This window comes from Streptomyces sp. P6-2-1 (assembly GCF_050613165.1).
In the GTDB taxonomy this organism is placed as follows: domain Bacteria; phylum Actinomycetota; class Actinomycetes; order Streptomycetales; family Streptomycetaceae; genus Streptomyces.
In genome coordinates this window covers 3,295,782-3,308,944 of record NZ_CP192513.1, presented here as the reverse complement: position 1 = coordinate 3,308,944, position 13,163 = coordinate 3,295,782, and the positions used below count along the sequence as shown (strand labels likewise).

General features: G+C 72.2%; 10 protein-coding genes and 1 pseudogene. 7 read left to right on the top strand and 4 right to left on the bottom strand.

The features are described 5' to 3' along the window. Positions 1-18: 18 nt before the first annotated feature. From dnaK to ACQYWQ_RS14265, 4 genes are all read left to right on the top strand, one after another. The gene (dnaK, locus tag ACQYWQ_RS14280) at positions 19-1,869 is read left to right on the top strand and encodes a molecular chaperone DnaK (protein ID WP_431034973.1); all 1,851 of its coding nucleotides are present in this window, start codon (positions 19-21) and stop codon (positions 1,867-1,869) included. Then, a complete protein-coding gene (gene grpE, locus ACQYWQ_RS14275) occupies positions 1,866-2,549 on the top strand; it encodes a nucleotide exchange factor GrpE (RefSeq protein WP_431034971.1) in 684 nt (227 codons plus the stop codon). Before dnaK ends, grpE begins: the two co-directional genes overlap by 4 nt. A gap of 135 nt (positions 2,550-2,684) precedes the next feature. Next, a complete protein-coding gene (gene dnaJ / locus ACQYWQ_RS14270) occupies positions 2,685-3,890 on the top strand; it encodes a molecular chaperone DnaJ (protein WP_431034970.1) in 1,206 nt (401 codons plus the stop codon). Between the two features lie 2 nt (positions 3,891-3,892). Further along, on the top strand, positions 3,893-4,354 hold the full coding sequence (locus ACQYWQ_RS14265; protein ID WP_007825079.1) for a heat shock protein transcriptional repressor HspR: 462 nt from the start codon (positions 3,893-3,895) through the stop codon (positions 4,352-4,354). A 202-nt stretch (positions 4,355-4,556) separates the two neighbouring features. On the opposite strand, the gene ACQYWQ_RS14260 is transcribed toward ACQYWQ_RS14265, so the two are convergent. Then, the gene (locus tag ACQYWQ_RS14260) at positions 4,557-5,537 is read right to left on the bottom strand and encodes a helix-turn-helix transcriptional regulator (RefSeq protein WP_431034969.1); all 981 of its coding nucleotides are present in this window, start codon (positions 5,535-5,537) and stop codon (positions 4,557-4,559) included. 605 nt (positions 5,538-6,142) lie between these two features. Here ACQYWQ_RS14260 and ACQYWQ_RS14255 point away from each other — a divergent pair. Beyond that, complete coding sequence (locus tag ACQYWQ_RS14255; protein ID WP_431034968.1) at positions 6,143-6,466, top strand: (2Fe-2S)-binding protein; 324 nt, start codon at positions 6,143-6,145, stop codon at positions 6,464-6,466. Between the two features lie 131 nt (positions 6,467-6,597). Here ACQYWQ_RS14255 and ACQYWQ_RS14250 read toward each other — a convergent pair whose 3' ends face one another. After that, complete coding sequence (locus ACQYWQ_RS14250; protein ID WP_431034966.1) at positions 6,598-7,002, bottom strand: pyridoxamine 5'-phosphate oxidase family protein; 405 nt, start codon at positions 7,000-7,002, stop codon at positions 6,598-6,600. A 780-nt stretch (positions 7,003-7,782) separates the two neighbouring features. Here ACQYWQ_RS14250 and clpB point away from each other — a divergent pair. Both clpB and ACQYWQ_RS14240 read left to right on the top strand, forming a co-directional pair. Next, positions 7,783-10,410 (top strand): ATP-dependent chaperone ClpB, encoded by a 2,628-nt coding sequence (clpB, locus tag ACQYWQ_RS14245; RefSeq protein ID WP_431034965.1) that lies wholly within the window; start codon positions 7,783-7,785, stop codon positions 10,408-10,410. Between the two features lie 239 nt (positions 10,411-10,649). Then, positions 10,650-11,183: a YbjN domain-containing protein gene (locus tag ACQYWQ_RS14240; RefSeq protein ID WP_431034963.1), complete on the top strand. Its 534-nt coding sequence runs from the start codon at positions 10,650-10,652 to the stop codon at positions 11,181-11,183. Between the two features lie 72 nt (positions 11,184-11,255). Here ACQYWQ_RS14240 and ACQYWQ_RS14235 read toward each other — a convergent pair whose 3' ends face one another. Together ACQYWQ_RS14235 and ACQYWQ_RS14230 are read right to left on the bottom strand one after the other, a co-directional pair. Next, positions 11,256-12,632 carry a hypothetical protein gene (locus ACQYWQ_RS14235; protein WP_431034962.1) on the bottom strand — a complete coding sequence of 459 codons (1,377 nt, stop codon included), beginning with the start codon at positions 12,630-12,632 and terminating at the stop codon, positions 11,256-11,258. 81 nt (positions 12,633-12,713) lie between these two features. Next, positions 12,714-13,154 (bottom strand): annotated as a pseudogene (locus ACQYWQ_RS14230) (aminotransferase class I/II-fold pyridoxal phosphate-dependent enzyme); the annotation flags it as partial. Positions 13,155-13,163: the final 9 nt, after the last annotated feature.

Here is a 13,163-nt window from a genome sequence, read left to right as displayed (position 1 = left end):
TCATCTGGAGGACCCGAAATGGCACGTGCGGTCGGCATCGACCTGGGCACGACTAACTCCGTCGTCAGCGTTCTGGAGGGCGGCGAGCCCACCGTCATCACCAACGCCGAGGGCGCCAGGACCACGCCGTCCGTCGTCGCCTTCGCGAAGAACGGTGAGGTGCTGGTCGGCGAGGTCGCCAAGCGTCAGGCGGTCACGAACGTCGACAGGACCATCCGGTCGGTCAAGCGCCACATGGGCACCGACTGGAAGATCAACCTCGACGGCAAGGACTTCAACCCGCAGCAGATCTCGGCGTTCGTCCTCCAGAAGCTCAAGCGCGACGCGGAGGCGTACCTCGGCGAGAAGGTGACCGACGCGGTCATCACCGTCCCGGCGTACTTCAACGACTCCGAGCGCCAGGCGACGAAGGAGGCCGGCGAGATCGCGGGCCTCAACGTGCTGCGCATCGTCAACGAGCCGACGGCCGCCGCGCTCGCGTACGGCCTCGACAAGGACGACCAGACGATCCTCGTCTTCGACCTCGGTGGCGGCACCTTCGACGTGTCGCTCCTGGAGATCGGCGACGGCGTCGTCGAGGTGAAGGCCACCAACGGTGACAACCAGCTCGGTGGTGACGACTGGGACCAGCGCGTCGTCGACTACCTGGTCAAGCAGTTCAACAACGGTCACGGTGTGGACCTGAGCAAGGACAAGATGGCGCTCCAGCGCCTGCGCGAGGCCGCCGAGAAGGCGAAGATCGAGCTGTCCTCGTCCACCGAGACCACGATCAACCTGCCCTACATCACGGCCTCGGCCGAGGGCCCGCTGCACCTGGACGAGAAGCTCACGCGCGCTCAGTTCCAGCAGCTCACCGCGGACCTCCTGGACCGGACGAAGACCCCGTTCCACAACGTGATCAAGGACGCGGGCATCGCGCTCGCCGACATCGACCACGTCGTGCTCGTCGGTGGCTCGACCCGTATGCCCGCCGTCGCCGAGCTGGTCAAGGAGCTGACCGGCGGCAAGGAGGCGAACAAGGGCGTCAACCCGGACGAGGTCGTCGCGATCGGCGCCTCGCTCCAGGCCGGTGTCCTCAAGGGCGAGGTCAAGGACGTCCTGCTCCTCGACGTCACCCCGCTGTCCCTCGGCATCGAGACCAAGGGCGGCATCATGACGAAGCTCATCGAGCGCAACACGACGATCCCGACGAAGCGCTCCGAGATCTTCACGACGGCCGAGGACAACCAGCCGTCGGTGCAGATCCAGGTGTACCAGGGCGAGCGCGAGATCGCCGCGTACAACAAGAAGCTCGGGATGTTCGAGCTGACCGGTCTGCCCCCGGCCCCGCGCTCGGTGCCGCAGATCGAGGTCTCCTTCGACATCGACGCCAACGGCATCATGCACGTCACCGCGAAGGACCTCGGTACGGGCAAGGAGCAGAAGATGACCGTCACCGGCGGCTCCTCGCTGCCGAAGGACGAGGTCGACCGGATGCGCCAGGAGGCCGAGCAGTACGCGGACGAGGACCACCGCCGCCGCGAGTCCGCCGAGGTGCGCAACCAGGGCGAGCAGCTCACGTACCAGACGGAGAAGTTCCTCAAGGACAACGAGGACAAGGTCCCCGGCGAGATCAAGACCGAGGTCGAGGCCGCGCTCACCGAGCTGAAGGAGAAGCTCAAGGGCGAGGACACCGCCGAGATCAAGACGGCCACCGAGAAGGTCGCCGCCGTCTCGCAGAAGCTCGGCCAGGCGATGTACGCCGACGCGCAGGCCTCGGCCGGTGCCGAGGGCGCCGCTCCGGGTGCCGACGCCGGTGCCAAGGCCGCTGACGACGACGTCGTCGACGCCGAGATCGTCGACGAGGACAAGAAGGACGGTGCGGCGTGAGCGAGGAGACTCCGGGGGGCTTCGACGAGAAGAACGAGCCCGCTGACGTCTCCGACGGCGCCGCCCCCGACGCCGCCGAGGAGGGTCGCTCCGAGCAGGAGCGGCCCGCCCCGGGCGGGGACGCTCAGCAGGCCGCTCTGACGGCCCAGCTGGACCAGGTGCGCACCGCGCTCGGCGAGCGCACCGCGGACCTCCAGCGGCTCCAGGCCGAGTACCAGAACTACCGCCGCAGGGTCGAGCGCGACCGGGTCGCCGTGAAGGAGCTGGCGGTGGCGAACCTCCTGAGCGAGGTCCTGCCCGTGCTCGACGACATCGGCCGGGCGCGGGAGCACGAGGAGCTGACGGGCGGCTTCAAGTCGGTCGCCGACTCGCTGGAGTCCATCACCGCCAAGATGGGCCTGGAGCAGTTCGGCGAGGAGGGCGAGCCCTTCGACCCGACGATCCACGAGGCGCTCATGCACTCGTACGCGCCCGACGTCACCGAGACGACGTGCGTCGCGATCCTCCAGCCGGGGTATCGCTTCGGCGAGCGCACGATCCGCCCCGCGCGGGTCGCGGTCGCCGAGCCCCAGCCGGGCGCGGCGCCGGCGAAGGAGCAGGCGGCCTCGGGCTCGGCCCCGGCCGAGGACGAGAAGGCCGCCGCGGCGGACGAGGAGAACGGTGGCCCCGACAAGGGCTGACCACAGCGGGAGACGCCCGGCCGGATCGTATGATCCGGCCGGGCGGCCGGGAGCGGTACAACAGGAGATGGCCGGGCGGGCCGAGCGGGGGCCGTGGCCCGGGGCCGTGCCGCCACGGAAGGAGGGACGTCGGGGATGAGCACGAAGGACTTCGTCGAGAAGGACTACTACAAGGTCCTCGGCGTGCCGAAGGACGCCACCGAGGCGGAGATCAAGAAGGCGTACCGCAAGCTCGCCCGCGAGAACCACCCGGACGCCAACAAGGGCAACACCAAGGCGGAGGACCGCTTCAAGGAGATCTCCGAGGCGCACGACGTCCTCGGCGACCCGAAGAAGCGCAAGGAGTACGACGAGGCGCGCGCCCTCTTCGCGGGCGGCGGCTTCCGTCCCGGCGGCGCGGGCGCGGGCGGCGCGGGCGGCAATTTCAACTTCGACCTGGGCGACCTCTTCGGGGGCGGCCCTGGGGGCAGCGGCGGCGGCGGTTTCGGCGGCGGCCTCGGCGACGTCTTCGGCGGGCTCTTCAACCGGGGCGGTACGGCAGGTACGGGCACGCAGGGCGGCCCGACGCGCAACAGGGCCAGGCGCGGCCAGGACATCGAGTCCGAGGTGACGCTCACCTTCACCGAGGCGGTGGACGGGGCGACGGTCCCGCTACGGATGTCCAGCCAGGAGCCGTGCAAGGCGTGCTCGGGCACGGGCGACAAGAACGGCACCCCGCGGGTCTGCCCGACCTGCGTGGGCACGGGGCAGGTCTCGCGCGGCGGCAGCGGCGGGTTCTCGCTCACCGACCCGTGCGTGGACTGCAAGGGGCGCGGGCTCATCGCCCAGGACCCCTGCGAGGTGTGCAAGGGCAGCGGGCGCGCGAAGTCGTCCCGCTCGATCCAGGTGCGCATCCCCGCGGGCGTGCACGACGGGCAGCGCATCCGGCTGCGCGGCAAGGGCGCCCCGGGCGAGCGCGGCGGCCCGGCGGGCGACCTGTACGTGGCGGTGCACGTCAAGGAGCACCCGGTCTTCGCCCGCAAGGGCGACAACCTGACGGTCACCGTGCCCGTCACCTTCAGCGAGGCGGCGCTCGGCGGCACGGTGCGGGTGCCGACGCTCGGCGGGCCGCCCGTCACCCTCAAACTCCCGGCGGGTACCCCCAACGGCCGGACGATGCGCGCCCGCGGCAAGGGCGCGGTCCGCAAGGACGGTACGCGCGGGGACCTCCTGGTGACCGTGGAGGTCGCGGTGCCCGCGCACCTCGACGACCGCGCCAGGGAGGCCCTGGAGTCCTACCGCGACGCGAGTGCCGGGGAGGACCCGCGGGCGGCGTTGTTCGAGGCGGCGAAGGGAGCATGACCGTGGAAGGCCGAGGCAGGAACCCGTACGAGCTGACCGACGAGACACCGGTGTACGTCATTTCGGTCGCCGCGCAGCTCTCCGGGCTCCACCCCCAGACCCTGCGTCAGTACGACCGGCTCGGGCTGGTCTCCCCGGACCGCGCCGCGGGCCGGGGCCGCCGCTACTCGGCCCGCGACATCCAGCTCCTGCGCCAGGTGCAGCAGCTCTCGCAGGACGAGGGCGTGAACCTGGCCGGGATCAAGCGGATCATCGAGCTGCAATCCCAGGTCAGCGCGATGGAGCAGCGCATCGCCGAGCTGAGCGCGGCCCTGGACGGGGCCGCGGCCACGATGCGGCAGCGCGAGGCGCAGGTGCACGCCTCGTACCGGCGCGACCTCGTCCCGTACCAGGAGGTGCAGCAGGCGAGCGCGCTCGTCGTGTGGCGCCCGAAGAACAAGCGCGGGCAGGGCGCGGGAGAGTAGCGCGGCCCGGCGGGGTGGCGCGGGGGCGGTGCCGAAGGGGCGCGGGGCGCGCCGTACGCGTGTGGGCCCCCGGCCCCGTACCCGCCGCTCCTTACCCGCGCCGCCCGCCCCGGACCACCGCCGGGGTCCTCCCGTAACCCCGTACCGCCGCCGGGGTCCCGTACCCCCGGACCACCGCCGGGGTCCCCTGCTCCTGCCGTCCTCAGCTGCCCGGCGTATCCAGTAAGCCCGACTGGGCGATCAGGTAGCCGAGCTGGGCGCGGCTGCCGCTGCCGAGAGTGGTGGCGAGCTTGGCGATGTGGGCGCGGCAGGTGCGGACGTTCATGCCGAGGCGGCGGGCTATGGCCTCGTCGACGTGGCCCTCGACGAGCAGCCGGGCGATGGAGAGCTGCGTACTCGTGATGCCGCTCGGCACGGGGGCCGGCGTCGCCTCGGACCAGGGGCGTGCGAGGCTCCAGAACTGGTCGAAGACGCCCGCGAGGTAGCCGACGAGACCGGGGTGCTCGATCTGGAGGGCGATCTTGCGGTCGTCGCTGATCGGGATGAACGCGGCACGCCTGTCCACGATGATGAGCCGCTCGGGCAGCTGCTCCATCGTGCGGAACTCGATGCCCTCCGGCATCGTCCGCTCCACGTAGGCGAGTGTGGAGGGATGGTGACGAGCCGTGTGGTGGTACAGCGTGCGCATCCGGACCGAGGTGCCGAAGAACGGTTCCACGCGCCGCAGCGCGTCCTCCAGGAGGTAGGGGGCGCGTCCGCTGCCCGGCTGGAGCGTGAGGAGTTCCTCGCGGCACTCCATGACGGTCTGGTCGAGCGTGGAGTTTATGCGGTCGAGGCCGTCGAGCACGGTGACCGCCTGACTGGCCGGATCGTGCCCGCTCAGAGCCATGAAGGGCTCCAGGGTCTCGGTGAGCGCGATCGCCGCCTTGCGGTTGTGCAGGATGCGGTTCTCCAGCGGCTGGAGCAGCCTGCCGAGCGCCGTCGAGGGCTGTACCGGGAGCAGGGTCGCCGGCTCGGCCGGGTCGGGGGCCAGCAGCCCCAGGTCGAGAACGCAAGGGGCGTCGACGAGTTCCTCACGTTTGAGCCGCCCGGAGCGCAGCGCGGCCGCGTACAGCTCACGGCCGGTGACGCAGAGCGGTTCCTGAGGATGGGAATGAGACTTTTCGAGGGGCCTCCTCCGCATATGTCCCCCCCTCAGGCTCATGTAATACAGGAACATGATGCATGGGTTTCCTAGTGAAAGCGCCCTGCCTGGGCCATCGTTGCAGGGCGGGGGTCGTTCACATACCAATCACAGAGGTGGGAGCCCGTCATGTCCATGAAGCTTCGTACGCTCTGCGTTTCCGCGATGGCGGCGCTCGCCATTGGTGCGGTGGCTCTGGGTGAGCCGTCGTGGGGAAGCCAGCCGTCGGGGTCCGTGAGTGCCTCCGCCCGCCCGGGGGAGCCCTCTTGGGGCGTGGTCCCGGCCTCTGTGCAGGGAGAGCCTTCCTGGGGAGTCGTTCCCGCGGGTGAGCCTTCCTGGGGTGTCGCTCCTGCGGGTGAGCCGTCTTGGGGTGTTGTCCCCGCCGGTGAGCCCTCGTGGGGTGTCGCTCCCGCCGGTGAGCCGTCTTGGGGTGTTGTCCACGCGACCGCCAAGAAGGGCGAGCCCTCGTGGGGAGTCGTTCCCGCGGGTGAGCCTTCCTGGGGTGTCGCTCCTGCGGGTGAGCCTTCCTGGGGTGTTGTCCCGGCCGGTGAGCCGTCGTGGGGTGTCGCTCCCGCCGGTGAGCCCTCCTGGGGCACGGTCCAGGCATGACGACCCCGCCCGACGACCACACCTTCCGGCGTGAGATGGCCACCGCCTATCGCTCCGGCTGGCATTTCATCGATCTCGTCACGGCGATCCCCCACGACGGTGACTCGCTGATGGTCACGCTCTTCGGCGAACCGATCGTCGTCGTGCGGGACGGGGCCGAGGACGTACGGGCGTACCGCTGTCTCCGCCGTCCGCGTGGTGCCCCGCAGCCAGTACGGTGCGTGGTGCGCTACGGGATGCTCTTCGTGAACCTCGACCAGCGCGATCACCAGCAGGTCGCCGACTGGTCGGACTCCTACGTCACCCCCCGCAGCGCCTGAGCGATTCCCCCGTTGCAAAAGATCGCCAGGCGCTTTCCCCCAGCAGCGGCGCCGCCGAGGACCTGAACCCGGCGGCGCCGCTGCCCCTTTGTGTGCGGCCGGGGCCGGCCTGCGGAACGTGCCGGGGGCGCTCAGGCGTTGCCGAGGAGGCGCGTGAGGGTGATCTCGATGACGGAGCGCTCGGGGTTGGGGGCCGGGGTCCGCCCGTAGCGCTCCGCGTAGCGCCGTACCGCCTCCTCGATCTCCTCCTCGCCGGTGAGCAGCCGGGCCCTGCCCTCCAGCGTGGCCCAGCGCGGTCCCTCGGCCTGGCAGACGGCGACAGGGGCGCCTTCGGGGCCCGCGGCGAGGACGTTGCGGGCCTTGCGGCTGTTGCGGTTGGTGGTGACGCGCGCGAGCCCGGCGACGGGGTCGAGCGTGGCGCCGACCGCGACGACGTGCGGGGTGCCGTCGGGGCGGAGCGTGGTGAGCGTGCAGATGTGCCGCTCGCGCCAGAAGGCGAGGTAGGAGGCGGGCGGGTCGGTCAGGGAGACGGGCATGGGGGGAGAGTAGCGGCGCGCGGGGGGCCCGGGGCGGCGCGGGGAGGGGCGCGAGGCGCGGGGGAGGGGGGTGGAAGTGCGGTGGGCGCGCCTGCGGGGGGCCAGAGCCGGGCTGTCGCGGGTCGCGCGGGTCGCGCGGGTCGTGCGGATCGCGCTGGGCGGGCTGTTCCGGGCCTTCGGCTGTACGGGCTGTCCGGGCCCTCCGGTCGTACGGGCTCCGGGCGTCCGCCTCCTCCGCGGCCCCCGCCTGCCCCGCGTCCTCGCGTCCCTGCGGGCCCGCGCCCGCCAGGCCGTTCGCGCCTCCGGTGCCGTGAGGGGGGCGTCCGCGCCTCCGGGCGGGCTGTCCGCGTCCGTCGTCCCGCGCCCGGGGTACGTGCCCCGTCCGGGCCGCCGCCCGCGCCGCCTGCGCCGCCCGCGCCGCCCGCGCCGCCTGAGCCCGCCCGGGGTGCGTGCCCCGTCCGGGCCTGCGCCGCCCGCGCCGCCTCAACGTCGGTCCCGGCCGCTCAGGGCCCGGCGGAGTGCCGCCCCTTGGGCTGTCGACGCCCCGCGCCCCGCCGCGCAGGCGGTCCTTGGCGTGGTCGTGCAGGGGGGCCGCCGCCCCCGTGACCGAACGTCAGCGCGAGATCCCGGTGATTCCCTCGAAAGAGTGCTCGAAGATTGCTCGCTCCACTTCCTTGAGTGGAATAGACTCAACTTCATCGAGGCTGTAGGAGTCATCGAGGAGTTGTCGCGGCCGTAGGAAGCGGCCGGGCAGTCGACGTGGCGAGGAGGGCGTGCGCAGTGGACGTGGAACTGACGAACAGGAGCCGGGAGGCGATCCAGGCGGCCGGGGAGCGGGCCGTGGCCGGGGGGCACCCTGATCTGACGCCCGCCCACCTGCTGCTCGCGCTCCTCGCGGGCCAGGACAACGAGAATGTGACGGACCTGCTGGCCGCCGTCGGCGCCGACCAGTCGGCGGTACGTGCCGGGGCGGAGCGGTTGCTCGGCGCGCTGCCCAGCGTCTCGGGCTCCACGGTCGCGCCCCCGCAGCCCGACCGTGAGACGCTCGCCGCGGTCCAGGACGCGGGAACCCGCGCCAAGGAGCTGGGCGACGCGTACCTGTCGACGGAGCACCTGCTCCTCGGCATCGCCGCCAAGGGCGGTCAGGCGGGCGAGGTGCTGGCGGGGCAGGGCGCCGACGCGCGGAAGCTTCAGGAAGCGTTTCAGAAGGCCAGGGGAGGACGCCGGGTGACCACTCCCGATCCCGAGGGGCAGTACAAGGCCCTGGAGAAGTTCGGCACCGATTTCACCGAGGCGGCCCGCGAGGGTCGGCTCGACCCCGTGATCGGCAGGGACCAGGAGATCCGCAGGGTCGTCCAGGTCCTCTCACGCCGCACGAAGAACAACCCGGTGCTCATCGGCGAGCCCGGCGTCGGCAAGACCGCCGTCGTCGAGGGGCTCGCCCAGCGCATCGTCAAGGGCGATGTGCCCGAGTCCCTCAAGGACAAGCGGCTCGTCTCGCTCGACCTCGGCGCGATGCTCGCCGGCGCCAAGTACCGCGGCGAGTTCGAGGAGCGCCTCAAGACGGTGCTCAACGAGATCAAGGAGAGCGACGGCCAGGTCATCACCTTCATCGACGAGCTGCACACCGTCGTGGGCGCGGGGGCGGGCGGCGACTCCGCGATGGACGCGGGGAACATGCTCAAGCCGATGCTCGCGCGCGGTGAGCTGCGCATGGTCGGCGCGACGACGCTCGACGAGTACCGCGAGCGGATCGAGAAGGACCCGGCCCTGGAGCGCCGTTTCCAGCAGGTCCTGGTCGCCGAGCCCACCGTCGAGGACACGGTGGCGATCCTGCGCGGCCTCAAGGGCAGGTACGAGGCGCACCACAAGGTGCAGATCAACGACAGCGCCCTCGTCGCGGCGGCGACCCTCTCGGACCGGTACATCACCTCGCGCTTCCTGCCCGACAAGGCGATCGACCTCGTCGACGAGGCCGCGTCCAGGCTCCGCATGGAGATCGACTCCTCGCCCGTCGAGATCGACGAACTCCAGCGCTCCGTGGACCGGCTGCGCATGGAGGAGCTGGCGCTGCGCTCCGAGACCGACCCGGCCTCCGTGCAGCGCCTGGAGAAGCTCCACAAGGACCTCGCCGACCGCGAGGAGGAGCTGCGCGGGCTCACGGCGCGCTGGGAGAAGGAGAAGCGCTCCCTCAACCGGGTCGGTGAGCTGAAGGAGAAGCTCGACGAGCTGCGCGGCCAGGCCGAACGAGCGCAGCGCGACGGCGACTTCGACTCCGCGTCCAAGCTGCTCTACGGGGAGATCCCGGCCCTGGAGCGGGACCTGGAGGAGGCGAGCCGCGCCGAGGAGGAGGCGGCCAGGGACACGATGGTCAAGGAGGAGGTCGGCCCCGACGACATCGCCGACGTCGTCGGCTCCTGGACGGGCATCCCCGCGGGCCGGCTCCTGGAGGGCGAGACGCGCAAGCTGCTGCGCATGGAGGAGGAGCTGGGGCGGCGGCTCATCGGGCAGAGGGAGGCCGTCGCCGCCGTCTCGGACGCGGTACGCAGGACGCGTGCCGGGATCGCCGACCCCGACAGGCCCACCGGCTCGTTCCTGTTCCTCGGCCCCACCGGGGTCGGCAAGACCGAGCTGGCCAAGGCGCTCGCCGACTTCCTCTTCGACGACGAGCGGGCCATGATCCGCATCGACATGAGCGAGTACGGCGAGAAGCACTCCGTCGCGCGGCTCGTCGGTGCCCCGCCCGGATACGTCGGCTACGAGGAGGGCGGGCAGCTCACCGAGGCGGTGCGCCGCCGCCCGTACAGCGTCGTGCTGCTCGACGAGGTCGAGAAGGCGCACCCGGAGGTCTTCGACGTGCTCCTCCAGGTGCTCGACGACGGCCGCCTCACCGACGGCCAGGGCCGCACGGTCGACTTCCGCAACACGATCCTCGTCCTCACGTCGAACCTCGGCAGCCAGTTCCTCGTGGACCCGCTGACGCCCGAGGCGCAGAAGCGGGAGCAGGTGCTCGAAGTCGTCCGGGCCTCGTTCAAGCCGGAGTTCCTCAACCGGCTCGACGACGTCGTCGTCTTCACCGCGCTCGGCGCCGACGAGCTGGCGCACATCGCGCGGCTCCAGGTGGACCGGCTCGCGAAGCGGCTCGCCGACCGCAGGCTCCGCCTCGACGTCACCCCCGAGGCGCTCGCCTGGCTCGCCTCCGAGGGCAACGACCCGGCGTACGGGGCGCGCCCGCTGCGGCGTCTCATCCAGACGGCGATCGGTGACCGGCTCGCCCGGGAGATCCTCGCGGGCGAGGTCACGGACGGGGACACGGTCCGCGTCGAGCGCTTCGGCGACGAACTCCTCGTCGGACCGGTGGAGGCGGCGGCGGAGCGGGAGCAGGAGGGCCCAGCGAAAACGCTCTGACCTGCGCGGGAACGCGGAGTCGCGGTCCCCGGTGATTGCCGGGGGCCGTGGCGGGCACCCGGCCCGGGGAGCCTCCCCCTGCGGGGAGCCCCCGTCCCGTACGCTCCCCGCGCCCGTCCCCCGCCCGCCCCGTACCCCGCGCCCCGACCCGCCCGCGCCCCGCCCGTGGGGCGAGGGCTTGCCAGCCCCCACCGCACATGGGGGAGGATGGCCCTCATCCGTACGAAGGGAAATACACGGTGAGCATCGACCCGTCCTCCATTCCGAACTTCGGGGGCAACCAGCCAGAGCCCCAAGGACCGGCGGGCCCCGTCGTCCCCGACCAGGATTTGGTGAAGCAGCTCCTCGAACAGATGGAGCTGAAGTACGTCGTGGACGACGAGGGCGACCTCGCCGCCCCGTGGGAGGAATTCCGCACGTACTTCATGTTCCGCGGCGAGAACGAGCAGCAGGTCTTCTCGGTGCGGACGTTCTACGACCGCGAGCACCGCATCGAGGACAAGCCCCAGCTCCTCGAAGCCATCGACGACTGGAACCGCCGCACCCTGTGGCCGAAGGTCTACACGCACACCCACGACGACGGCTCGGTCCGCCTCATCGGCGAGGCGCAGATGCTCATCGGCACCGGCGTGAGCCTGGAGCACTTCGTCTCCTCGACCGTCAGCTGGGTGCGCGCCGCGATCGAGTTCGACCGCTGGCTCGTCGAACAGCTCGGCCTGGAGCAGGACATCGCCGAGGGCGGCGAGGAGCGGCCTGGCGACAGCGAGGGCTGAGCGGCCCCGGGGCCGTACGGTCCGCGGGGCCTGCCGTCCGCGGGAGTCCTGCGGCACGGCGGAGGCCCGCCGTCACAGTGCCGTAGGCGCCGCCATGACGAGGTAGGCCCCGTAGAGCAGGGCCGGTCCGGCCAGGGACGCGAGGAGGACCAGCGCGCGCCCCGGCCGGGCCGTCAGCGCCGCGGCGAGGCGGTCCGCGAGCGGGAAGAGCAGCGGGAAGGCCGGGAGCAGGAAGCGCGGCTTGCAGCTCAGGTAGGCGGAACCGCCGACCGCGATGAGCAGCAGCACCCCCGCGTACACGAGCAGGGCCCCGGGCAGCGGGCGCCGCGCCTCACTGAGCAGCACGAGGAAGAGCAGCAGCGCCCCCGAGACGAGCAGCACGGCGACGACACGCTCGGGTCGGCTCGCACCGATCGCGAGATGGTCGGTGTAGCGCAGCATCGCCTGCCCGAAGTCGAAGGTGGAGCCCCAGTCCCGCTGCACGGCGAAGTACCCGCCGAGCAGGTCGCCCCGCTCCCAGCCCACGTAGAGCACGTATCCGCACCAGCCGAGCGGTGCGAGTGCCATGCCCGCGAGGACGCGCGGGGCGGGCACGGCGCGCGTGGTCCACGCGAGCCACAGCCCGGCGAGGATCACGGCGGCAGCGAGGGCGGCGCCGTTCGGGCGCGCGAGCCCGGCGAGCGCCGCGCACGTCCCCGCCCACACCCACCGCCCGTCGAGCAGCGCCCACAGCCCCCAGGCCGCGCAGGCGGTGAGCAGCGATTCGCTGTACGGGACAGAGAGCACGATCGCGTGCGGCAGCAGCGCCCACAGCAGCACGAGGACGGTCGCGGTACGGCGGTCGCGCAGCCGCTCGGCGACCGCGTGGATGCCCCAGGCGGCGAGCAGCGCGGAACCCCACGAGACGGCGAGCGCGAGCACGGGCACCGAGAAGGGGATGAGGAGGCGCAGCGTGCGGACGAGTCCCGGATAGAGCGGGAAGAAGGCGATGTCGCGGTAGTAGAGGTCCGGCTGCTTGCCGTGCCGGGCGAAGCCGTAGCCGTACGCCGCGATGTGCTCGTACCACTGCGCGTCCCAGGGCCGCAGCAGCCGTTCGTACGGGGAATCGCCGGTCAGCAGGCAGGCGCACACGACGAGGAGACTCCCCGCGAGCCGGATCGCGAGGAACCCGGCGAGCGCGGGCGCGGCACGGCGGAACGAGGAGTACAGGGCCGACCCGGCCGCGGAGCCCGGCGAGCGCCGGGACCGCGGCGGTACGCAGGCGCCCCCGCCGGTGGCCGCGGGAAGGCACGGCCCCCCGCCCCGCCCCCCGGGCGTCCCCCGGCGACTGCGCGGAACCTCGCCCTCGCCCTGCCGCCCGCCGTCGCCGCGCGGGCCGTCGCCCTCGCCCGGGCCCTTCGGTTCCGTCCGTCCGCCGCCGGGCTCCAGGAGTTCGCTCACATCGTGCACTGTGCAGGGGCCGGACCGCCCCTTGGCCCTGACAAGCCGTTTGCCGCGCCCAAGCCCCCCGATCGGGTGGTGCTGTGCGGTTCAGTGCGCGAGTCGCTTGAGCCGGGCCACCGCCTCGCGCAACACGTCCTCGCGTTTGCAGAAGGCGAAGCGGACGAGGGAGCGGCCCGCTTCGGGGTCGTCGTAGAAGACGGCGTTGGGGACGGCGACGACTCCGCAGCGCTCGGGGAGGGCGAGGCAGAACTCCGTGCCGTCGTCGCCGAGGCCGAGCGGGGTGATGTCGGTCGTCACGAAGTACGTGCCCTGCGGGCGGTGCACGGCGAAGCCCGCCTCGGCGAGCCCTTCGCAGAGCAGGTCGCGCTTGCGGCGCAGGTCCTCGCGGAAGGCGTCGTAGTACGCGTCGGGCAGGTTCAGCGCCGCGGCGATCGCGTACTGGAAGGGGCCCGCGCTGACGAAGGTGAGGTACTGCTTCACCGTGCGCACGGCGCCGACGAGCGCCGCGGAACCGGTCACCCAGCCGACACCTCGTTC